Below are 22583 nucleotides of genomic sequence, written 5' to 3' on the forward strand. Positions count from 1 at the left end.
CAATCTCCTGTACGTCGTATTTATAAGTTTAAACGGTAACAAACATTTATCTTTAGCTTTCCGGCAGCAAGCGCACCATGCAACTGGCATAATCATGATTTAATGAAATAGGGAGACCGCTGTTCATCAGAAACGCACCGGAATATGTCTGCCGTTGCTGCCCTTCTATTTCTACGCGATAGGAGACTTTCGCATCCAATCCTCTTGGACGAACGGTAAATACGGTACGCCAGCGAGAGGGGTGATCCAAGAAGGCAAACAATACGCTTTCCTTCCCGTTTTCATACTGCAAGGCCTGCAACCCATCCACCGGCAACGATGCCAAGCGGTGCAATTGCCCGAACTGAATAATCGAACGAATTTCTTTATAGAGCGCCACGTATTTCTCCAGGAGTTTCGAATCCTCTTCCGTACACTCATTTAGGTTGAGACCGATCCCAAGCGCGCCGCACATGGAGCAATGCAAACGAAACAACAAAGGCATGGCTCGTTTGCCGTTATTTCCGGAATCCGTTACCCAGGCACGCATATACTTGATCGGGTATAGATAGCTATATCCCTCTTGAATAGACAAACGATCCAAAGGATCCGTGTTATCGCTTGGCCAGAATTCGTCAAAATAACGCATCGTCCCATAATCTACTCGGCCGCCGCCGCTTGCGCAAGCTTCCCACTCTACCTCGGGATGCAGCCCCCTCAACGATTGAATAATATGATAAAATGCTGCCGTGTGCCGGTACCAAATGCTTTTGAATTCACTACGATCCAAGATCGCGGAAGCAACCTCGCTCAACCCTCGGTTCATATCCCATTTGATATAGGAGATTTCATTCTCCGCAAGTAATCGATCGATTTCACCAATAATATAATCTTGTACATCCCGCCTTGTAAGATCCAGCATATATTGATAGCGACCTTCCATCACCGGACGACTTGCGTAACGGTAAACCCAGTCGGGATGCGTGCGATACAATTCACTATCGGGGTTGACCATTTCCGGCTCGATCCACAAACCGAATTGCATGCCGTAGCTCTTCAGCTTCTGGGTCAACGGTGCCAGTCCGTTAGGAAACTTTACGGCGTTTACACGCCAATCTCCCAAGCCGGCATGGTCATCGCTGCGCTGTCCGAACCATCCGTCGTCCATGACGAATAGCTCTACACCGATTTGGGCTGCCTTTTCTATTAGTTGGAGCTGCGCTTGTTCATTCACATCGAAATACGTTGCCTCCCAGGAGTTATATAAAACGGAAAGAGGCTTACCTGCCAAAGGCTGCGGCATCACGTATTTCCTAGAAAATTCACCCATTGCGTTGGACATGCTGTCGAATCCATCCGGAGAATACCCTAGATAAAGAGCCGGCGTTTCCAGAGTTGCCCCCGCCGTCAAACGCCATTCAAAATCCGTATCATTGATGCCGGCCAGAATATTTAAATACGCGTACGGCGTTTGCTCCAATACGATTTTGAAATTCCCCGACCATGCCAGCGCGCCATAATAGACTTCTCCGTATGTTTCTCCCGCATTTTGATAGAGAATAAAGCTGGGATTTGCCACATGACCCGTTGCGCCCCGCAGACTTTCCAGCACCGTTTTTCCACCTGTTATCTTTTGCTCGTAAGCATCAAAATCGGAATTCCACATGCCGTTAAAATTTTTCAGATTCCAACCCGCTCCAGGTAATGAACACTCCCCTGAATGCAAACGTTCCACTACAACGACTTCGCTGCCGCAGTTTTTGACCGTGCGGCGCTTCTCAATAATATCCACATCTTCATACACCTTATAATGTAAGATCATCTGAAGCGGAAACACCGTATCTTCCAAGATCACCGTGAGTTCGTCGTTTTGGATGGTGTGCTTCACATAACGATAACGAAAATCTCGCGTGCCATCGGCATAAGTTACTTTGAAAGAAGTTTCTTTGAACCTCATGGTTCCGAAAGAGGAACATTCCTCTCTCTTCACGTCATTAATGGAGTGAAAACCCTGTTCCCATACATAGGGCTCATTCTTGAAATCTTCAATGGAATCGATGCGCGAGCCCCAATAAAGATGCCGCAGCAGCCCTTCCCGATCTACGCTAAAGCTATACGAACAGTTTTTGGTATTCAACAAAAAGACATTGTTCTCTCCTATGAAAATAGCCATTCTCCGTCTCCTTGCATATAGATTTCATACTCCTGGAATACATGGGGCAGAGTACGCCTGCCGCACTCTGCCCCATGATACAAGCGATGCTCTTCGGTATTGCTACATGCTTATTTGCCTTCGGCAGTCTGATACAATTCCATACGAGCCTTATAGTTAGTCGAGTAAATATCTTCGATTTTCACTGCGCTGTTTGCATCGATCTCGGCAATCATCTTTTTATACATACCGTCGATTTCATCATTTGATGTTGCATACACCATAGCGGAGAAGCCATTGTCCATAATATCCTTGATTTTTTGTTCGCTCAACGCGTCAGGCGTGCCTCCCTTTGGACCGAGATCATCATAAAGCGCGGTATCCCAAGTGGATCCTGCCATTGATTTCAATGCATGTTGATTCACGTTATCCCTGTTGTAACGGAACATTAAGTCATAAGGAGTGCCGTCTTCGCCCAATCCATTACGAATCATCCAAGTCCATTTGCGCGCGCCTGTCGTTTTCGAGAATTCCGCCCAATCTTTACTGATGGCATCCAACGCTTCTTGTTTCGGTACATGAACACCGTTCTCCATGGTCCAGTTCATTCCTTCTTTACCCCACATCAGCAAATATTGGCCTTCTTCGCTTGCCAGGAAGTCCAGAAATTTGATCGTTTCTTCCGGATGCTTATTCGCTACCGTAATGCCGACTCCGTCCCAACCCAAAGAACTACGAGGGCCGTATGTCGTCTTCTCCGGATCAACGCCTGGAGCCGTTACTTTAAACGCGTAGAACAGTTGATTGGTATCCTTGCCGTATTGCGTGCGGAATGCATTGTTGGCTTCATTCACGATACCGCCACCCGTTGCAAACACACGTCCGCTGGCCGTTTTCTGTTCAAAATTTTGAGCTTTATTGATTCCCCATTCACGGTCAAGTAAACCTTCCGTATAGAGCGTGTTAATATATTTGATCATTTCCAAGTAACGCGGATCTCGGACTATGAATTCGAGACGGCCATCATGCTCATAATACGTTTTCATCCCGTACATCGCCTTGAATGAACCGATAATGGCGGGCATTTGTTCTGCGTTCACTGTCATTGGTATGGAAGGTTTGCCATCTACATTCGGATACTTCTCCTTAAATTTTCTCAGCAGATCCAGGAATTCTTCCTGCGAAAAGGAGTCCCCGGCCTTAGCGCGTTCGCCATATCCGAACTCTTCCAGGACATCCATGCGCATACTGATTGCCCAGTTCGGATCGGGATCCAATCCGTACCAGTTGTTCAAATAATAATTCTTGCCATCCTCGTACACGCTTTTGGAAAGCACGTCGCCATAGCGCTTCTTGATATTCGGAGCATACTTGTCAATTAAATCGTTCAGCGGAATCAAGGCTCCGCCGGCAATATATTTATTCAAGGTAGCTACGCGTCTGTCAATCAGGGCAATATCCGGCAAATCCCCGCTGACTAACATCAAATTCAGTTTCTCGTCCGGATTGCCGGTAGGTTGCTGAATCTCGATAGTCACGCCTGTACGTTCCGTGATTTCCTTTGCTACAGGGTTAGTAAACGGATCGCCCACGTTTTTGTCAAACAACGTTAGCGTAATGGGTTTCTTCGGCGTGTTGTTTGATCCCGCGCTTGATGTCTCGTTCGATGCTTCGTTTGATTTCTCGGCTTCGGATGCGTTATTTCCCGCATTTTTGTTGCCTGTATTGCACGCGCTCAGAAGCATAATGCTTGCTAGTACCCCTGCCAAGATGAGTCTTTTTTTCATTAAGATCCCCCTCATTGAATGAAATAGCTTTTATTTAAACCACCTTCCGAACGAAATAAGCTTCGGAAAGATGGAGCAAATACGTTCTATGATTCGTATCGCTTAGCCTTTCACTGACCCAATAAGCATCCCTTTCAGGAAATATTTCTGCAGTAGTGGATATAAAAGAATAATCGGCAGCGTTGCTACCATGGTCACTGCCATACGGATCGTCTCGCTGGAAACCGGCATTTTCCGCTGTTCATTGGCAAGCTGCTCTGCCTCGTTTAACATATCGTTCGTCTGGAACTGATTCAGAATTTTCACCAAAACCGCCGACAATGTTTTCAAAGAAGCGTCGTAGGTATAAATATAAGAGTCGTACCATGCATTCCAATGGCTAATGGCTGAGAACAAGGCGATGGTCGCAAGCACCGGCGTGCACACGGGCAGAATGACTTTCAGAAAAATCTGAATATCGTTTGCGCCTTCCATTTGCGCCGCCTCCTCCATTTCTTTGGGCAAACCCTCCATGTAGGTGCGAACCAATATCATCCAGAAAACGCTTATTACCCCGGGGAAAATGAACACCCAAAAGCTGTCGATGAGATTCAAGCTGCGTACTACCATATACGTGGGAATCAAACCCCCGCCGAAGTACATCGTAAATATAAAAAACAAGTTGATTCCGCGCCAGCCCACAAGTTCTCTTTTACTAAGGGTATAAGCCAGCATCGAAATACAAGCCAGTGTAAGAGGTACTCCAATGACCGTTCGACCGACCGTTACTATAATGGAATTCAGAATTTCTGAATCCTTCAGAACGGTTTTATAACTGTCCAGGCTGAAATCATTCGGCCACAACATAAATTGTCCATACGTAGGGTCGGACGCATCGTTCAGGGATAAAACGAAGATATGCCAGAACGGAAAAAACGTAATGATAAACAAGCACATCAACGATCCGTAAACGAACATATTCCCTGTAATGGTTGCCAGCGTATAACGTTGTAACCGATTGCTTATAGCGCTTGACTTGTTAGCCCGCGCAACTTCGTTTTCCATCCTCTTCCTCCTTCCAGCTGTACGTACAGCTTAGAACAGACGCGTTCCGCTCATTTTTTTAGATAATTGGTTGACAGTTACCACCAAAATAAACGCGACTACCGATTTGAACAGACTTACGGCAGATGCATACGAGAACATGCCATTCTGAATGCCGTAACGGAACGCATAGGTATCGATTACATCGGAATACGACCTGTTCAGCGAATTTCCCAGTAGGAAAAATTGATCAAAGCCGGTATTCAGCAAATTGCCGATGTTTAAAATCAGAAGAATAATAATCGTAGGCCGCAGCATCGGCAGTAACACATACCAGATTTGCTTCAAACGACCGGCGCCGTCCACCTTTGCCGCTTCGAATAGCTCCGTCGGAATTGCTGCGATAGCCGCCAAATACATAATGGAGTTATATCCCATATCTTTCCACGCATTCGACAAGGCGATGATGATCCAGAATAACTTTCCTTCCTGCATAAACAAAACGCCTTGTTCTACAATACCGAGTTTCATCAACAATTGATTGACAGGTCCTTCAGCCGACAAGAACGTAATCACAATGCTCGCAGCAACAACCCATGAAATAAAGAACGGTAAATAGGATGCTGTTTGTACCGTCCGTTTGAACCAACTTATTCTGACTTCGTTCAACGTTATCGCAATACAAATAGGAACCATAAACCCTATGGACAGCGTTAACACGCTCGAAACCAACGTATTGCGCATCACTTGCACAAAATCTTGTCCGGTAAAGAAGTATTCGAACCACTGCAATCCCACAAAATCCGCTTTAAACAGAGAGCCCCAGAAATCCCCTAAGGTAGGTTTGTAATCTATAAACGCCATGTACAAACCAGCCATAGGCGCATAAGCAAACAATACGGCCCATACAACTCCCGGCATCAAGAGCATAAATAAATATCGCTGCCGAAGCATTTTTTTTATTGTGGGATATTTCAGCAGCGGTATTTTCTCGTTGCTTCCATCGACATCACATTCCATTCTCCCGACTCCTCATATCCAAATTAGGTTTATGAGTTCATCTTAGGGTATCCCGTATTCTTCCGCTATCTCTCGATTTTCCGATTTATATCAGAAAAAAACGAACTTTCGTTTTGTCCGTTTTACAGAAGCTATTGTAATTGACAGTACATGTACGCGAATCTATACTTTGTTCTAAGTAATGGAATTATCGTGCGATAACGAAACCATATTGCGGAGGCTCGATGCATGTAGACGATAATCTTAGTGGATGACGAACGACTCACATTAGACACTTTGGCCAATTATATTGAATGGGACAAGATGTCTTGCCGCGTCATTGCTACTGCGAGCAACGGACGAGATGCACTGAATAAGATTGAAGCCTTGCAACCGGATATCCTCATTACCGATATCAAAATGCCTGTCATGGATGGCATCGAACTCTGTAAACAAGTACATGCTCGCTTTCCTGCTATTCAGATTGTATTTCTCAGTGGATACAATGAGTTTGAATATGCTTGTGCCGCACTGCAGCATGGCGCCTGCGGCTATTTGCTGAAACCGATCGACAACGAAGAACTGGCTGCCACTATGAAGATGGTCCATCAACGTTGCGAAGAGCAGAAAAACCGTCTCAATTCCACCGTCTTGACAGCTGGCGAATATCTGCGTGAACTTCTCCGAATCGGCGGTCATCTGCTCTCCGGCTTAGCGGATGAAGTGACCTCTATTTACAACCGCTATTTACATCTTCCTGCCGAGAACAAAACCTTTTACTTTGTACTTATCAGCATAGACGAGTATACGCTGTTGGCTGAGAATCCTCTTGCTATCGATGCGCCTTCCGGTGATTTTTCCACCGCGGAGAGATTAGAATTTTTCATCGCCGGTTTGCCCAGCTTTTTCCCCGGTGTACTGACCAAGCTGCGGGATGGCCAATGGATTTTTGTCACGCAGGAATCGGTCAGTACCTCGTTTACGAATTGGCGGAATCAGTCGGCGCATGCTGAACGTTGGATATCGCTTTTCCTGACAAACTACCCGCAAACACTACTTTCCTTTACGAAAAATTGGCCAAAGATGCTGAAAATTCGCAATCATCTGGTTGCAACTCAAGGCACGGGACTTATTAGCGACAGCTGGGAAACCATGAACGCTACTTCGCGCAAGGAACCCTTTCCCGAAACAAAGCACTTGATTGCCGCCGTCCAACAAAACCGCAGAAACCAAGTCGAAGAATGGCTCCATGACTTTTACGATGGCGGTCTCCCTCCCGGAAATGTCAGCCAAGTTTTTGTAGATACCATTTCAGTGTTTGATTCCGTGTTGTCGGCGACCGGAGCCAACAACCGCCATTTGCAAGAAATTATCGAGAAGGATGCCCAGTTTCTCGGACGCCTTTCCCTTATGGAAAGCATGCAATCTATGAAAACGCACATGCGGCAAATCCTAAACCTTATAATGGACGAGTTGCAGGCATCTCCCGTCGACCGACACATCGAGATCGTCAATGAAGTTTGCAGTATTATACAAAAAAATTATGGACAGGTTATTTCGATTGATGCGCTGGCAGAACTTATTTTTCTTTCACCCAACTATCTCCGCACTATTTTTAAGGATATTACCGGAAAAACATTACTTGAATACGTAACTCAGATCCGAATAGATAACGCTTGCATTATGCTGCAGGAAACGAATATTAGGATTCACGAGATTGCCAAACGAGTCGGCTTTGAAAGCCCCTCCTATTTCGGCGCTACCTTTTTCAAACGCACCGGGCTCACTCCTAACCAATATCGTACGCACGCGAAAAAGGGATCACTATCATGAATACGCTGAAGAAGTTTTTCAAAAATTTATCCTTGCTGCAGAAGTTATTACTCATGTTTCTTACGGTAACGATAACCCCTCTATTGTTCATTACGATATTCTTCTACGATCGTACAGAGCAACGGCTGTTGGAATTGACATACGAAAATATGTCGAGCAGCAACCAACAAATCAACAGCAACGTAAATGCTCAACTGGATAGTCTTCGCCAAATTTCATCTCTGATTTATACGGATGAAGCCCTACAAGTTTATCTAACGCAAACCTACACAACCGACTATTCTACCGTCGAAGCCTACCGATATATCGATGGACTCTTATACAGCATGCTGACCGCGAACAACAACCTTGCTAGCATCAACCTTTATGTCTACAATAAAACACTCCCGGAGGATGGTCTGTTTCTCAAACATATCACTCCTGAGAATCTGCCGATTCAGTATCTCACTCAATTGCTTGAAACCTATGGCAACAATATATTCAGCAACGTAATCCAGGACAAAAGCGGGAAAAACGTGATTTATCTTGGGCGAATTCTCAACTTTAATAATCAAAACCAACATTACGGGATGTTGACGATCGGTCTCTATGAAGAACTGCTCTACAGGTTAATCGAAAAAGAAGAGCAAAACAAAAGCGTCTACTTGCTCAATGAAAAAAATCAAATTATCTCCGCATCCGATAAATCGCTCTTAAACCTACCGTTCAGCGAAGCCATCGGCCCTGACCTGTCTAGCAATCAAAAAGTCGTCACCATCAATGGACATCCCAATTTGCTCGTATATAACACCATGCAGCATGGTTGGAAAACAGTCTCTCTCACGCCAATTGACGAAATCATGCGTTCATCTCGTAAAACGGCTATGCAAATCGTCGTCATTGCGTCTTTTAGTCTCGGCCTTTCTCTCTTAATGATCGTTGTCATCGCCAAATATTTCTCGCACCGTCTGCGTAAGTTAAACCGTCAAGCATTGAGAGTAGAGCAAGGAAATTTCATCATCTTGGCCGATGATTTCAGCAAGGATGAAATCGGTCAATTAGGCACGGCTTTCAATAAGATGAGCGCACGTCTCAAAGAGTTGATCGATACGCTGTACGTCAAGGAAATTGCCAAGCGCGACGCGGAACTTTATGCCTTGCAAAGTCAGATCAATCCGCATTTTCTTTATAATACGCTGTCGGGTATTTCCTCTCTGGCGATCCAAAACAGCGATATTGAAGTAAGCAAAATCGTGAACCATCTCGCAAGATTCTATCAAACCTCGCTGAATATGGGGCATCAATATATTACGTTGGATAAAGAACTTGCCCTTACCAAACACTATCTTGCCATCCAGCATATGCGCTTTGATGATAGCTTTATCGAACACTGGGAAATTGACCAAAGCTTATCATCCCATGAAACGTTAAAATTGTTGTTACAACCTTTTGTGGAAAACGCTATTAATCACGCCATAGTTGATGATCATACATGCTTGAACATTACCATTCGGGTTTATCAATCCATACAAGTCGCCGGTGTTCCAGCGCTTTTCCTTGAAATAGAAGACGATGGTTGCGGTATGTCTTCCGATCAAGTAGGAACACTGTTATCCAAAGAATCGAAAGCCGGTTATGGGATAAAAAACGTACATGAACGCGTACAGCTTGCTTACGGAAAAAGCTATGGTGTTACCATTCGCAGTCAAGTCGGAAGCGGCACGAAAATTATCATCATGCTGCCTTTGCAACATAGGATCTAAACAATTGTACGCAACAAACAACCCCTAGCGCTCGAACGTTGCGTTCAAGTCTAGGGGTTTATTTACAAGTTCGAAGATGTATCGCATCATCACTTACGGGTCTTACTGTCCAAGTCCTCGCGTTTCACTGGATTGACGCGGCTGATCCAATGATCCCTATTCATAAATTTTACTGTGTTTATGCGAGATGAAATATTGTCCTTTGTTAGCCCGGATGGCTCTACTTCCTGGCCCCCTGCGTTATTACCACTCGGATTATCAGGTCCCTTATTTTCTTTACGAGGAGGAAGGCCTCTACCATTGTGCTTACCTCTGTTCCATACTCTGCCTTTACTCATTTCGCATCTCCATCTATTTAGAATTCTTTGTTTATTATGCTTTCTAACAAGTATACCCCATCTGCCGCATGCCCTACTTATGTTTATTTTCAATTAGACGACCGTTCTCTAAATAAAGAACACGATCACACAGCGGCAGTACCCGTTCGTCGTGCGTAACCATAATTCCGCTCTTACCCCGTTCCTTTGCCTCTCTGGCAATCATCCGTACGATGTCCATTCCTCTTGAGGCATCCAGACTCGCCGTCGGCTCGTCCGCCATTAGCACGGCCGGATCATTCATGAGTGCTCTTGCGATTGCGACGCGCTGACGCTCACCACCTGATAATTTGTGAGGATAAGCACTTCTACGGTGGTCTAAACCCAGCTTATGAAGCAGCTTCTTGATGCGTTCATTCGCCTTCACTTTGTTCATGTTCCCTAACTTTGCGACCAGCATCAACTGTTCTTCCACCTTCAAGTATGGAATCAAGTTGGCACTTTGAAAAATAAATCCAATCTTGTTCAGGCGTATATCGGACAGCGCCTGCTTCTGTTTACCGGCTATCGCCTCTCCATCCAGCAATACTCCACCGCTCGTAGGCTCAAGGAGTGCGCCAGCAATCGATAGAAACGTGCTCTTGCCGGATCCGGACGGTCCCATAACTGCCACAAGTTCCCCTTCCGAAACTTGCAAATTCAGGCGATCGAGTACCGTTCGCTGCATACCGCCATCCTCGAAGGTATGCGTAATATTGTCCAGGATAAGTCTGTGTCTCATGCTGCACTCCTCCCTATCGCATCCACGGCGTCAATTCTGGTTACTTTCCAAACGGAAAGCAGTGATCCGGCAAGCGACATCACAATAAACGCACCGCCAGTAAACGCCAATGTGGAGGGTTGAAGCAGAAAAGGCATGCCGCCAGGCAAGAGAGCTTTAATTACTTGGATAAGCAGTATGCTGATAATTAGACTCCCTGTCGATAAAAGCAACACTTGAAGGGAAACGCTTCGCACAAGGTAAACAGTTCGTGTTCCGATCGCCTTCAAAACACCAAATTGACTACTCTTCTGGATCGTGATGACATAGAAGAACACTGCTAGGACAAAGGAAGAAATCAGAAACAAGAAGATGATCATCATCCAAAGCGAGCCCTGCTCCTCCTTGTAACCCGGAATGGCCATAACGGCTTGTGATTGGGTAACGATCTCTGAGTCCGGCAAGGTTGCAGCAAGCTGCTTTGCTTGGTGCTTATTCGCCTTTACGGCTATCGCATTATAGGTCTTGCCGTCTCCGGATTCTCCTGACTCCGTTCGCGCTGCAGTCTCCAACTGAAGCTGCTGCCAGTCGTGCTCATTCAGAAATACCGCCGGCGAATGGCTGTAAGATTCATGGCTGACAAAACCGCTAACCGTCCATTTCAAGCCTGAAGCCTGATCTACTAGAACAGTACCGAGGCCAATCCCTGAATCCTTCAGTTTGTGATCTACAAGTACACTTCCAGCCCCGCCCGATGTGATAGGCTCGCCTTCGGTCGCCTTGGGCATCAGCCAGCCCACCGGATTTATTCCAAGAAGCGTCACGTCTAGCTTCCCAGTTGTCCCCTCCGCCGTCATGGTAGTCATCTTGACGCCAAGTGGCTGCACGTTCTCTTGTCCTGTGATTAAGCCCGCTTGTATCCGTACTTGTTCGCTGAGACGTGACCGGGTGAAGCGATGATTCGAATCCTTCTCCATAATAAAATGTGTAGCGTCCATATTTTGAATCGATGCCGCGTTATCATAGGCGAGCCCTCTCGCAAGCCCGGTAACGAACAGAACCAGGAACGTGACAAGCAGCATAATAATCGCGATTAGCGAATAACGGACTTTAGCGAACCTCATTTCTCGAATGGCCAGATACATGTTGCTTCCCTCCTCTTGGATGTCTCCAGTTTAGGAAGCGAATATAAATGGCGCATAAATAACAAATTACAATTTGGGAATCGTCACCGTAAAGCTGGTGCCTGCCCCTTGCATGCTGCTCACTTCGATAGTTCCCTCGTGCAGCTGCACAATCCTCTTCACAATGGCCAGCCCCAAGCCTGTTCGACCCGAAGTACGTTCCCGAGCGCGATCGACACGGTAGAACCGATCGAATAGAAAGGGTAAATGCTCGGAAGCAATCCCTTCTCCATTATCCGAAATAACCACATGGATATGCGACTGCATTTCCTCAGCACGCACTTCGATGCTTCGGCCCAATGGAATATGGTTTACCGCATTACTCAGCAAATTTGTCCATACTTGCATCAGAAGCACTTCATCGCCATAAACCGAAATGGATTCCGGAACGGATAGCTTTAGTAATAATTCCTTCCCATCCAGCTGCCATTGCAACATTTCCACGCCTTGACGGATATGTCGGCGTAAGGAGAAGTGCTTCTTGTTCAGCGCCTCTTCTCCTTGTTCTAGCGTAGAGAGCAGCAACAGCTGTTTGCTCAGCATGGAGAGGTGGCGGCTTTCAGCCTCAACAATGGAAGCGTATTGTTGGCGTTCTTCTTCCGGCAAATCCCCTTGCGCTAATACCTTAGCAAATCCTTGGATGGAGGTAAGCGGCGATTGGATTTCATGCGATACATTGGATACAAATTGCTGGCGTGCCAGATCGACCCGCTCCAGTTCCCGGCTCATCGTCATAAAATGCTCAGCTAGCTGACCAATTTCATCACGTCTTCCCGTCGTTAGACGAAGATTGTAGTTTCCTTGTGCAAGACGTTTGGTCGCTTCGGTTAACCTCGTAATTGGATTGACAATATAGCGAGTGCTCGCCAAGAAGAATAATAGGCTGATGATGATGGTCAGCAATCCGACTAAGGCAAAGAAGGTACGGAGCTCTCCGAACTGCAGCAGTACATCCGGTCGCATGAACAAAGCGTAAGTCTTTCCCGATGCTTGGATGGGCACGCCTACCGTATTGCTTAAGCGGTTATCGAAGAAGCCCGTGATGAACGGCTTATTTGGAAACTGCGCCACACCGTGGTAGATGCCACCTCCAAGAACGATTCTGATGTCTTGCTTGTCTAGATTCTGCTCCCGGAAGGTTCTCCCATAAAAACGAGACTCTTCTTGCCCATCCGTCACATAGATCTCGTACCCTAAAGCGGCCGCATTACCAAGATATCGCTCCATATCCTCCGGATCAGATTCAATAAAGTTTTTCATATGCTCGGCAATGGATACAAGCTTCTCATCGTTAAACGGTTTGAGCTTTATATGGTAATAAATATTAGAAGCGATGAATCCCAACATACTGCTGGCTAAGATAACAGCTAATATAATCAGAAACACGCGAGAGTACAGACTTTTCATTTGGCTGTCACCACAATTTTGTAGCCGATGCCTCGAACCGTCTGAATAACAAAATCATCCGCGTAATCGGCAAAACGCTGGCGTAGTCTGTTGATATGTACATTAACCGTGTTGTCGTCTCCTTCATAATCCTGACCCCATACGAGACGGATCAACTCGTCACGGGAAAATAGACGCCCTGGGTACTGGGCCAGCTGGGCCAGCAGCTCAAATTCTTTCATCGGCAGTAAAATAATAGATTGACCGTCGTTCACTTCAACGTTTTTGCGATCTATGGTAATACGATGCATTCGAATGATGTCATTCGCCGCCCGGTTATAGCGGCGGAACAGCGCCTTAACCCGGAAGTACAGCTCTTCCGGCTCGAATGGCTTGGTCACGTAGTCATCCGTTCCTTTTAGATAGCCTTGTTCTTTATCTGATAGCTGGTCCTTGGCAGTGAGCAAAATAATCGGGATGTCGTAATGCTGCCGAATATGCTCACACAACTCAAACCCGTCCATATGCGGCATCATCACATCTATGATAGCGATATCTATCGTTGAACGTTCCATAACCTCTACCGCCTCGGCCCAGTCGCGAGCTTCATGCACGCTATATCCTTCACGGGTCATGACGTAACGCACCAGCGCTCTAATATTTGGATCATCGTCTGCCAGCAGCAGGTGGTTCAACGTGATAACCTCCCATTTCAAAAGAATTCGCCCTACTTGTGGTACGGTTCTCCCCGGTTAATCTTCACCGCCCGATACACCTGCTCCAGAAGCACCAACCGCATGAGCTGGTGCGGCAAGGTCATGCGCCCGAAGCTGAGCTTCTGCTGGGCGCGCTTCAGCACGGCGGGCGCGAGGCCGTTGCTCCCGCCAATAACAAAAGCCACGTGGCTCCGCCCATACGTGGCTAAATGATCGAGCTGGCCGGCGAGGTCCTCGCTCGACCATAGCTCCCCGTCCAGCGCCAGCGCGACAACATGCGCGTCTGGCTTAATAACCGCGAGCAAGCGCTCACCCTCGCGCTCGCGAACAATGGCTTCCTCGGCGGCGCTCATCGTCTCGGGCGCCCGCTCGTCCGCTACTTCCGTGAGCGTGAGCTTCACGTACGGGCCAAGACGCTTCGCGTATTCGGCGATGCCGAGCACGAGATATTTTTCCTTCAGCTTCCCGACAGCAGCGATTTGAATATGCACCGGCTACACCACCAAATACTCGGCAATGTGATCGCACAGCTCGCAAGTGGCTGGCGCTTCCCATTCCGTGAACTTCGTCGTCACCAAATCCACGATATCCGGTGCATCCTCGTATTCATCCACAAATTTATCAATCGCCAGCTCCACATGCTCTTTACACACACAATACATCTGCCAGATCCCCCAATTGTAGTCTGTATCCTATTATGCCCTTGCCCTATACTCGGTTAATGCCTTGTTCTTTCCCTATTCTCGGTTCGTGCCTTGTTCTTGCCTTGTTCTTTCCCTATTCTCCGCCTAATGCTCGGTTATTGCCCCATATCCACGCAAAGAGATCAGCCCGTCGTAACGCAAGCCCGCACTTCCGAGCTTGCACGAGCTGATCCGCTTCGCGACTATACCGTTATTCTTCCGTCTTCTCCGCCAGCTTAAACGTTGTCGTTTGCTTCTTACCGTCTCGGTAGAAGGTCACTTCAATGTTATCGCCGATCGTCTTCTTGCCGTACAAATATTTACGCAGCTCCATCGTGCTGCTGATCGACTCATTGTCCAGCTTCACGATGACATCGTTGAACGCAAGACCCGCTTCCTCCGCCGGACCGACCGCTTGCAGAACAATAACGCCCTGCTTCACTTCGTCCGGAAGCTTCAGATCGCCTTGCGGCAGCATCACGCCTTCGTCTTCTCCGCCCGCAGCAGCACCATCGCCGGACTCAGAACCTTCCGTAGACGGCTCCTGATCCGCGCCGCCTGCACTGTCATCAGCATCGCCATTACCCTGAGCTACAGCCGACTGCTGTGCCATGTACAAGCCCAGATCCATCGTATATACGCCTAAGTAAGGACGCTTCACTTTGCCATACTCCAGTAAGCTTTGCACAATCGGCATCGCAATATGCGAAGGAATCGCAAAACCGACGCCTTCCACACCGTACTCCGCAATCTTCATGCTGTTGATGCCGACTACGTTGCCGTCCAGATCAATCAATGGACCGCCACTGTTGCCCTGATTAATGGACGCGTCAATTTGAATAACTTCCTGTTCCCAGTCATAGTTGCCGTCTTGGCTGAGCGACACGGGAATAATCCGTTTCGTCTTGCTCACAATGCCCATCGTCAATGAATCGCTGAGTCCAAGCGGATTTCCAATTGCCATGACCCATTGACCGGCGCGCAAGCCTTCGGATTCCCCGAACTCCGCTACCGTATCAATGCCGTCCGCATCAATCTCCAGCACAGCCAGATCCGTAATCGCATCGGTACCGACAACCTTCGCATTCCGCGTTTCGCCATTGCTCAGCACGGCTTTTACCGCAACCGCATCTTCAATAACGTGATTGTTCGTAATGATATGCGCCTTGCCTTTGACCTTCTCGAAAATAAACCCAGAGCCCAGTGCTGCTTGCTGCAGTTGAGCAGAGCCATCTCCGCCATCAGTCCCTGCCGCATCATTGCCGTCTGAAGTACCGCCGGGCGCATCGCTTTCAGGCTGAGCCTGCTCATTAATAATACTAACGACAGCCGGCCGCATCTTCGCCGCAGCCGAGATCGTCTTCTCAAGCGGATCATTGCTCATGCCCACATTAGTCACGCCTGCTACCGCCGATATCGAACCTTCACTGCGATCAAAGCCCGTAAACAAACCAAATACCAGCACCGCAGCCAGTGCACTAACCACCGAAGAAGCTACGGCCACACGCACAGGCGTCCAACGGATGCCGCTCCCACGCTTGCTAAACGAAACGTCGCGGCTCGTAGACCGAATTCGACGCGATACACGTGTTGAATAGAAATCATCATCAAACAAGCTCATCTATAATCGCTCCTCTCGATGTCATCCTGACATCAAGACCATTATTTTACGAATCTAGGAATGATATCGGTAGAACGGTCTACAATAATAATAGAACAAGGTGAAACGGCTGCTGCCGTCCGTTAATTGTTAATAAACGAATAGATGAAGGAGCGAATCTCATGAAATCCAGAAGTTCCTCAGCCCTTGACCATCTCAATCTGGTAGCCAAGCTTGCCGACCTCAAAGAAGATCATTACCGCACCCTGCTTACCCTCAGTGCGATGACAGAGCTGCTCATGGATAAAGGCATACTCACCCAAGACGAACTTGAACGTAAAATCACTTCGCTCGATTCCGAGCTGGACGAGCTTATCGTCGGCGCACTTCATCCCATGCCGTAGGCCGGTCATGGTACGTCTCACGCAGCGGATGTTCATCCCGTTTGAAGAAGAAGCCGTTGTTCTCCAAGATGCCGTTTACCGTCAGCTTAGCCAGGTCCATCAAATTATGGTCCAAGCTCAGATGCGCCAGATAAACCCGCTTCGTTCGATCCGTCATCAGCTGGCATAACGCTTCTCCGGCCGCTTCATTGGACAAATGTCCGATATCGCTTAGGATCCGCCGCTTAATGTTCCATGGGTAACGCCCCATCCGCAGCATGTTGACATCATGGTTCGACTCTAGCACTAGCACATCGGAATCTTCTATCATCCGTCTTACCTTATCGCTGACATAGCCAAGGTCTGTTGCCAGACTCAGCTTCACATCATCATCTTGGAAAACATACCCGACCGGCTCGGCCGCATCATGCGAAATCGCATACGATGTCGTTCGCATTGCGCCGAACTTCGCGGTTTCACCTGTTTCCATAATGACACGCTGTTCGCTTGTTATGGTACCGACATGGCGCTCAAGTGCCCCCCATGTCGCTTCATTCGCATAGATTGGCACATTGTGCTTCCTAGCAAATGCACCAAGCCCTTTTATATGATCGGAATGCTCATGCGTAACGAGAATCGCATCGATTTCATGACCGGCGACACCCCGCTCCCGCATGAGCTCCTCGAGCTTCTTCGCACTTAAACCTGCATCAATAAGCACGGTAGCATCTTCGCACTGCACAATCGTGGCATTTCCTGTCGAACCGCTCCCAAGTACCGTAAATCGAAGTCCCATACTTCTTCTAAACCTGCCCTTTCCCCTGCTCCCCAAACCCGCCGAAGTTTCGACGAGGCACTGCGAAACCCCACTTATTCCGTCACAACTTCCCCACTGATCGCATTCATGTAGTACTGTCCGCCATCTTCCAGCAGCACGCGCCAAGTCGGCGCCGAAACCTGTGTATTGGAGTCAAAAATCTGTCCGTGATAGCCCAGCTTGATCTCCCCAATGACGGCCCCGTTCTGCAGCTGATTCTCAATTAAGCTTGTCACCACTTTAGTGGCCGACAAAACCGACTGTGAAGTCGAATTCTGTGGCGGCAGCAGCTCGACAAGGTCCTGCCTGTAAGCCGTAATCTTCTGATTCCTGTAGTCGTAATAGAGCTCAAGCTTAGCATCGAACATCGGTCGCCCTTCAACCATCCGGTACAAAATAAACTCATCCTCATGAACCGTTCCAAGCGCATAATTCTCAAGCTCCGGAATGATGCCTCCCAGGCTCGCTTGCAGCTCTTTCTCCTCGAAGACGACTTTACTGTCCACCGGTTTCTTCAGTTCATGACGCTCGCCTTTACCGAGCTTTGTTTGGATCTGGTACGTCAAATCCCGCAGCTCAGGTGTCTCCGACGGGATACTTGTGGCAAGCTTAATCTTCTTCTCTTCCATAAGAGCCTGCGTTTCCTGCCGCAAATCACTCACATCCGCGCTCGTTCGCAGCCCTTCCCGGATGTTGGACCAGAGCTGGTACCCAAGCACGAGATTCAGCAGCAAAAATGCAAAAATCAACACACTTTTCGCCCTGCCCCAGTCCATTCCTTCATCTCCTTCAACTACGATCCTAATAAGCTCTCGATATGATCTTAGCCTCGCTTAGGGGTTCTCCGCAGAACTGCCGACATTACTGCCGACATTACTCGCATTCCCTCCGCCGCTAGCCTTATTATCTGCAGCACCCGGCATACCTGCTATATCATCATGCGCTGGGACGGCGCTACCGCTTCCTGCACTTGCGTCCGTGACTTCACCGGCAGCACCCGCTCCCACTTCACTTCCATCTTGTCCATCGCTTGCTTTCGTGCCTTCAAGACTGATTAAGCTGCTGATATGTCCGGATAATGGTCCGTCACTCAGTTGTGCAATACCGCTCGAAGCGGCATTATCAACCGGTTCATCCAATCTGCCGCCGGCACCGCCGGCATTGCTCGTCTTCTGTAGCGGCGCACCGCCCGGCTCACCGGGCTTCGGCTTGTAACCGCCGGGAATCGCTTGAAGCAGGTTCTCTTGGGTGCCGTCTACGAGACGGACAGCCCAGATAGGTTCCAGCTTCATCACATTCTTCTCGGTTGATATAGCCAGCAGCGCAGGGTAGATCGCAGTCACTTCCAATCTGCGTTTGTAGTTCTTAAACGCATTCTCCAGCATATCGCCGCCCGGCAGCCAGCGGATATCCCGCTGTTGCGCTTTCTTCTGCAGAGTGAGCAGTGAGCGTTCATACTCCGAAACGACACCTTGCTGCAACCGCAGCCTCATGCTGCCGAACATGAACGGCTCCTGTGGGATAATCGGATACGAGCCATAATACTGCTGGAATCGCAGCACCTGTACACTCTCGAATGTGCCCGCATGCGTGAAGCGATGCATACCATCCCAGCCGCCATGCTTGTTAATGAACTGAATGGCCGCATATACGTTCTGACTCTCGTTATCGTCTTGACCTTGCACCGATACGGGGTCCGTAAAGCTAATCCATCGTCCATTCTGCTCCACCTGCAGCCCGCGTTTGCCATCTGTATAGATCTGCGACCCGCCTTGGTCACTGATTACCCGCGTAACGCCGGGATCAACGAACAAATACCGCTGCATTTGCTCCGGTGAATACGTTTCATAGCCCACGATCTGCTGCATCGACTCCACAGGTCCATCCGGCGTATAGAGATCATCGCCGACTTTCCTGTAGTTCGTCTGATACTCGCCGTAACCGACATACATCTGTACGTCTTGTGCCGTTAAATCCGCTTTCACCGACTCATAGACGGTCAAGTTATCGCTGCTGAAGAAATACGTTCGGATTTCATCCCGATCACTGCTTTTATAAATCCAGATCCGGTTGACGACATCATCCATAAATGTCGCATCGCCTTCCAGCTTCAATACTTTGCTTAACAGCTCAACGGGAACGCCGCGCCCGAACCGCAGTTCAAGCCCCTCATCGCGATTGCGGATTTCATCCCAATCGACAACGACAGCCGCGCTCCGCTGGAAGCCTTTAAACTCACGGCTTTTGATCTTGCCGAAGATCAAGTTATAGAAATTCGAGGCCGGGTACAGAAGCGTATGTTTCCCTTTGCCCAGATGCAGCACCATGTCTTCCGGAAAAATAACGTTCTCGATCTTCTCCTCTTGCCCCATAGGCTCGGCCGGCACGTAATCCTGCTGCGGCGAAGTGGTTACACCGAGGCCGGGCATGCTGTATGCAAGCATATAACTTTGAATCAGACTGAGAATAACGAGCGCTGTGAGCAACGCGGTCTTCAGCTTGTCCATCATGCGCTCTCACCTCCGCCGGCCTGCACAGGCAGGATGACCGTTACCGTCGTGCCTTCATTAAGCTCAGAATCAAGCGCAATGGAGCCGCCATGTGCCTTCACAATTTCCCGGGCAATGGACAAGCCCAGACCGGTACCGCCCATGTTGCGCGAGCGGGCTTTGTCGACCCGATAGAACCGATCGAAGATTCGGCCAAGATCCCGTTTCGGGATACCGATTCCCGTATCCTTCACGCTAATTGCAATAGATGCCGGCTCAAGTCGGCGTGCCATAATTTCAATGCGTCCACCGTCGAGCGTATATTTAATCGCGTTTGAAACGAGATTATCAAGCACTTGATCGATCTGGTCACGATCGAGCCAGATGGACGTGATCGCATCTTCTACGCGAACCGACGCCTTAATCGTCTTCTTCCGCAGCTGGAAGGAGAAACGGTCAGCCACTTCCTCCAGCATATCCGGCACATTCGTCTGCTGCCGCCGCAAGGGAGCTTGATTGGAATCCAGCCGCGAGAGATGCAGCAGGTCCGTTACGAGCCGAATCATCCGCTCTGTCTCATTCCGGATAACGCCGACGAATCGCTGACCAAGCTCTCGCTCATCCATCGCGCCATCGTCAAGCGCCTCCGCATAACTCTTGATTGTCGTGAGCGGTGTTCGCAGCTCATGCGATACATTCGCTACGAACTCGCGCCGCGATTGCTCAAGCCGTTCCTGCTCCGTGACATCCTGCAGCACCGCAATCGTACCGCTTATGCCTTGATCTCGGCGATGAATCGGCGTCAGCGTCACACGCATCAGCTCTTCCTCGTCGCCTTCGGTCTCCAGATGATAGAGAATAGCCGACGGCTCATTCCCCTTCTGCAATCCCGTAAGCTGCGCTTCGTCCATACCGAACAAGTCGGTCAGGCGAATGCCTTCGCAATCATCCCGGCGCAGCATTTCCTGAGCTCGCCGATTCGTGATAATAACAATACCGCGTTCATCGGCGGCCACAACCCCGTCGCTCATATTGGCCAGAATCGAAGAAATCTTCTCTTTCTCTTCTTCCGTTGCCGATAGCGCATCGCGTAAGCGCATCGTCATATCGTTAAACACTTCGCTTAATCGGCCGATCTCGTCATTGCCGAGTACAGGTACCTGCTGATCGAACCGACCTTCCGCAACTGCCGCAGCCTGGCGGGTCAGTGCTTTAATCGGATTCGTAATCGTATGGGCGAGCAGAATGCCGAGTACGCCTGTCAATCCAAGCGCGAAGAGCATCCCGGACATGAAGATGCGGTTAATCCGGTCAACCGTCGAATAGAGCTCTTTCATCGAAGCGACCAGATAAATCGCGCCTACCGTTTTCTCCCCGTCTACAATCGGCTTGGCAATAATTTTCTTGCGCAAACCATCCTCATCGATAATTTCCTCTTCGTTATCGCGAATCCCCTGCAGCGCCCGGCTGACAGCAAGCGACGTATTCTTCTTGCCGATATAGGACTGATGCGACTGCATGGAGGTGGCCAGCACCTTCCCGCTCGCATCTAAGATTTGAATTTCAGCTTCGCTAATGCTGAACAAGCTGCTAACAAGCACCCTGAGATACTCCTCAGTCGAGTTCTCTTCGGAGCTGCCTGTTTTGTCCAACCGATTGGACAGCGTTTGCGCCGATAATTTCGAGAGCAGATTCGCCTGCTCGTTCATGTTATTCGTAAATGTCGATGTCAGCGAGGTCTTCATCGTGCTGATAAAATAAACACCGATCAGCTGCATGGCTATGAGAATCAGCAGCACATAAATAATAATCAGTTTAACTTGAATGGTTCGGAAAAACCGTATCCCGTTCATCCGTACCCGAACCCTCCGGATTTCGGATTACGCATCAAGTAACCGAGTCCACGTCGGGTCAAAATATATTCCGGCCGGCTCGGATCATCCTCGATCTTCTCCCGAAGTCTCCGAATCGTAACATCCACGGTACGGACATCGCCGAAATACTCAAATCCCCATACCGCCTGCAGCAAATGCTCGCGCGTCATCACCTTCCCGCAGTTGCGGGCCAAATAATAAACGAGCTCGTACTCGCGATGTGTCAGATCGAGCGGTTCATTGTCTTTATAGACGACATACATATCGGTATCGATAAACAAGTTGAAAATCCCCAGCCCCTGCTTGTCCTCAGCAGCAGCCGAAGCGCCGTTACCTGCCGCAGCAGCCGCAGATGAAGAAGCATCATTCTTCTGACGCCGCAAATGCGCTTTCACTCGGGCAAGCAGCTCACGTGTACTGAACGGCTTCGTTACATAATCGTCCGCCCCAAGCTCAAGGCCAAGCACCTTATCCAGCTCGGTATCTTTGGCTGTCAGCATAATGATCGGCGTTTGCAGACGCGCGCGCACTTCTCGGCACACGTCCATGCCATCCTTTACGGGCAGCATCAAATCAAGCAATATTAAATCCGGCAGCTCTTCGAACGCGAGCCTTACCGCTTCACCACCGTCGAAGGCGCAAATGACTTGATAGCCTTCCTTCTCGAGGTTGAATTTTATAATGTCCGCAATCGGTTGTTCATCATCAACGACTAATATTTTTCCGTGCATCGCTACACCGCCTGTCGCTTAGCAATCTCCTTCTATTCTACCATAGGAACTGTCTTAGTTCCCAATGAAAGTTCCCTCATATGAGGGGAGAATTGGTCGATTTTCCGCGGATTTTGTGACTTTCCTCT

At 48.7% G+C, this 22583-nt stretch carries 19 protein-coding genes; 3 read left to right on the forward strand and 16 right to left on the reverse strand.

The genetic code is table 11. The annotated features are described in order from the left end of the window. Positions 1–52: 52 nt before the first annotated feature. The 4 genes from AC0YNS_RS22945 to AC0YNS_RS22960 form a co-directional block, all read right to left on the reverse strand. Positions 53–2152 carry an alpha-galactosidase gene (locus AC0YNS_RS22945; RefSeq protein WP_475783273.1) on the reverse strand — a complete coding sequence of 700 codons (2100 nt, stop codon included), beginning with the start codon at positions 2150–2152 and terminating at the stop codon, positions 53–55. A 110-nt stretch (positions 2153–2262) separates the two neighbouring features. Next, entirely contained in the window at positions 2263–3918 is a 1656-nt protein-coding gene (locus tag AC0YNS_RS22950) for an extracellular solute-binding protein (RefSeq protein ID WP_475783274.1), read from the reverse strand. 102 nt (positions 3919–4020) lie between these two features. Further along, entirely contained in the window at positions 4021–4962 is a 942-nt protein-coding gene (locus AC0YNS_RS22955; protein ID WP_475783275.1) for a carbohydrate ABC transporter permease, read from the reverse strand. A 30-nt stretch (positions 4963–4992) separates the two neighbouring features. Then, complete coding sequence (locus AC0YNS_RS22960; RefSeq protein ID WP_475783276.1) at positions 4993–5961, reverse strand: ABC transporter permease; 969 nt, start codon at positions 5959–5961, stop codon at positions 4993–4995. 246 nt (positions 5962–6207) lie between these two features. Here AC0YNS_RS22960 and AC0YNS_RS22965 point away from each other — a divergent pair, with 246 nt between their 5' ends. Together AC0YNS_RS22965 and AC0YNS_RS22970 are read left to right on the forward strand one after the other, a co-directional pair. Beyond that, positions 6208–7773, forward strand: coding sequence for a response regulator (locus AC0YNS_RS22965; protein ID WP_475783277.1), 1566 nt, complete (start codon positions 6208–6210; stop codon positions 7771–7773). Beyond that, on the forward strand, positions 7770–9515 hold the full coding sequence (locus AC0YNS_RS22970; protein WP_475783278.1) for a sensor histidine kinase: 1746 nt from the start codon (positions 7770–7772) through the stop codon (positions 9513–9515). The genes AC0YNS_RS22965 and AC0YNS_RS22970 overlap by 4 nt, the downstream gene beginning before the upstream one ends. A gap of 411 nt (positions 9516–9926) precedes the next feature. Here AC0YNS_RS22970 and AC0YNS_RS22975 read toward each other — a convergent pair whose 3' ends face one another. The 7 genes from AC0YNS_RS22975 to AC0YNS_RS23005 all read right to left on the reverse strand — a co-directional run bounded on the left by AC0YNS_RS22975 (position 9927) and on the right by AC0YNS_RS23005 (position 16182). Next, on the reverse strand, positions 9927–10613 hold the full coding sequence (locus AC0YNS_RS22975) for an ABC transporter ATP-binding protein (protein ID WP_475783279.1): 687 nt from the start codon (positions 10611–10613) through the stop codon (positions 9927–9929). Continuing rightward, a complete protein-coding gene (locus AC0YNS_RS22980) occupies positions 10610–11737 on the reverse strand; it encodes an ABC transporter permease (RefSeq protein WP_475783280.1) in 1128 nt (375 codons plus the stop codon). The genes AC0YNS_RS22975 and AC0YNS_RS22980 overlap by 4 nt, the downstream gene beginning before the upstream one ends. A gap of 66 nt (positions 11738–11803) precedes the next feature. Next, positions 11804–13183 carry a sensor histidine kinase gene (locus AC0YNS_RS22985; RefSeq protein ID WP_475783281.1) on the reverse strand — a complete coding sequence of 460 codons (1380 nt, stop codon included), beginning with the start codon at positions 13181–13183 and terminating at the stop codon, positions 11804–11806. Beyond that, positions 13180–13863 (reverse strand): response regulator transcription factor, encoded by a 684-nt coding sequence (locus AC0YNS_RS22990; RefSeq protein WP_475783334.1) that lies wholly within the window; start codon positions 13861–13863, stop codon positions 13180–13182. The genes AC0YNS_RS22985 and AC0YNS_RS22990 overlap by 4 nt, the downstream gene beginning before the upstream one ends. A gap of 26 nt (positions 13864–13889) precedes the next feature. Beyond that, positions 13890–14369, reverse strand: coding sequence for a 23S rRNA (pseudouridine(1915)-N(3))-methyltransferase RlmH (gene rlmH / locus AC0YNS_RS22995; protein ID WP_475783282.1), 480 nt, complete (start codon positions 14367–14369; stop codon positions 13890–13892). A gap of 3 nt (positions 14370–14372) precedes the next feature. Continuing rightward, positions 14373–14540: a CxxH/CxxC protein gene (locus tag AC0YNS_RS23000; RefSeq protein ID WP_090980575.1), complete on the reverse strand. Its 168-nt coding sequence runs from the start codon at positions 14538–14540 to the stop codon at positions 14373–14375. Positions 14541–14772: 232 nt separating this feature from the next. Continuing rightward, complete coding sequence (locus tag AC0YNS_RS23005; protein WP_475783283.1) at positions 14773–16182, reverse strand: S1C family serine protease; 1410 nt, start codon at positions 16180–16182, stop codon at positions 14773–14775. A gap of 161 nt (positions 16183–16343) precedes the next feature. Here AC0YNS_RS23005 and AC0YNS_RS23010 point away from each other — a divergent pair, with 161 nt between their 5' ends. Beyond that, a complete protein-coding gene (locus AC0YNS_RS23010; protein WP_475783284.1) occupies positions 16344–16565 on the forward strand; it encodes a hypothetical protein in 222 nt (73 codons plus the stop codon). Here the strand turns inward: AC0YNS_RS23010 and AC0YNS_RS23015 are convergent. The 5 genes from AC0YNS_RS23015 to yycF form a co-directional block, all read right to left on the reverse strand. Further along, entirely contained in the window at positions 16534–17340 is an 807-nt protein-coding gene (locus AC0YNS_RS23015) for an MBL fold metallo-hydrolase (RefSeq protein ID WP_475783285.1), read from the reverse strand. The two genes, AC0YNS_RS23010 and AC0YNS_RS23015, sit on opposite strands and share 32 nt — an antisense overlap. Before the next feature lie 74 nt (positions 17341–17414). Beyond that, a complete protein-coding gene (yycI, locus tag AC0YNS_RS23020; RefSeq protein WP_475783286.1) occupies positions 17415–18137 on the reverse strand; it encodes a two-component system regulatory protein YycI in 723 nt (240 codons plus the stop codon). A 57-nt stretch (positions 18138–18194) separates the two neighbouring features. Continuing rightward, positions 18195–19871: a YycH family regulatory protein gene (locus AC0YNS_RS23025; RefSeq protein WP_475783287.1), complete on the reverse strand. Its 1677-nt coding sequence runs from the start codon at positions 19869–19871 to the stop codon at positions 18195–18197. Continuing rightward, complete coding sequence (walK, locus tag AC0YNS_RS23030; RefSeq protein ID WP_475783288.1) at positions 19868–21703, reverse strand: cell wall metabolism sensor histidine kinase WalK; 1836 nt, start codon at positions 21701–21703, stop codon at positions 19868–19870. Before walK ends, AC0YNS_RS23025 begins: the two co-directional genes overlap by 4 nt. After that, a complete protein-coding gene (gene yycF / locus AC0YNS_RS23035) occupies positions 21700–22455 on the reverse strand; it encodes a response regulator YycF (RefSeq protein ID WP_475783289.1) in 756 nt (251 codons plus the stop codon). Before yycF ends, walK begins: the two co-directional genes overlap by 4 nt. Between the last annotated feature and the right edge of the window lie 128 nt (positions 22456–22583).

This window comes from Paenibacillus sp. J22FR21, assembly GCF_056269135.1.

Excerpts from the sequence above, each read along its gene's own strand:
- AC0YNS_RS23015 (WP_475783285.1), bottom strand. The coding sequence starts at position 17,340 with ATGGGACTTCGATTTACGGTACTTGGGAGCGGTTCGACAGGAAATGCC.
- AC0YNS_RS23010 (WP_475783284.1), top strand. The coding sequence starts at position 16,344 with ATGAAATCCAGAAGTTCCTCAGCCCTTGACCATCTCAATCTGGTAGCC.
- AC0YNS_RS22960 (WP_475783276.1), bottom strand. The coding sequence starts at position 5,961 with ATGGAATGTGATGTCGATGGAAGCAACGAGAAAATACCGCTGCTGAAA.
- AC0YNS_RS22975 (WP_475783279.1), bottom strand. The coding sequence starts at position 10,613 with ATGAGACACAGACTTATCCTGGACAATATTACGCATACCTTCGAGGAT.
- AC0YNS_RS22980 (WP_475783280.1), bottom strand. The coding sequence starts at position 11,737 with ATGTATCTGGCCATTCGAGAAATGAGGTTCGCTAAAGTCCGTTATTCG.
- yycI (WP_475783286.1), bottom strand. The coding sequence starts at position 18,137 with ATGGACTGGGGCAGGGCGAAAAGTGTGTTGATTTTTGCATTTTTGCTG.
- AC0YNS_RS22955 (WP_475783275.1), bottom strand. The coding sequence starts at position 4,962 with ATGGAAAACGAAGTTGCGCGGGCTAACAAGTCAAGCGCTATAAGCAAT.
- AC0YNS_RS22945 (WP_475783273.1), bottom strand. The coding sequence starts at position 2,152 with ATGGCTATTTTCATAGGAGAGAACAATGTCTTTTTGTTGAATACCAAA.
- AC0YNS_RS22950 (WP_475783274.1), bottom strand. The coding sequence starts at position 3,918 with ATGAAAAAAAGACTCATCTTGGCAGGGGTACTAGCAAGCATTATGCTT.
- AC0YNS_RS23005 (WP_475783283.1), bottom strand. The coding sequence starts at position 16,182 with ATGAGCTTGTTTGATGATGATTTCTATTCAACACGTGTATCGCGTCGA.
- AC0YNS_RS23000 (WP_090980575.1), bottom strand. The coding sequence starts at position 14,540 with ATGTATTGTGTGTGTAAAGAGCATGTGGAGCTGGCGATTGATAAATTT.
- walK (WP_475783288.1), bottom strand. The coding sequence starts at position 21,703 with ATGAACGGGATACGGTTTTTCCGAACCATTCAAGTTAAACTGATTATT.
- AC0YNS_RS22970 (WP_475783278.1), top strand. The coding sequence starts at position 7,770 with ATGAATACGCTGAAGAAGTTTTTCAAAAATTTATCCTTGCTGCAGAAG.
- yycF (WP_475783289.1), bottom strand. The coding sequence starts at position 22,455 with ATGCACGGAAAAATATTAGTCGTTGATGATGAACAACCGATTGCGGAC.
- AC0YNS_RS22985 (WP_475783281.1), bottom strand. The coding sequence starts at position 13,183 with ATGAAAAGTCTGTACTCTCGCGTGTTTCTGATTATATTAGCTGTTATC.
- AC0YNS_RS23025 (WP_475783287.1), bottom strand. The coding sequence starts at position 19,871 with ATGATGGACAAGCTGAAGACCGCGTTGCTCACAGCGCTCGTTATTCTC.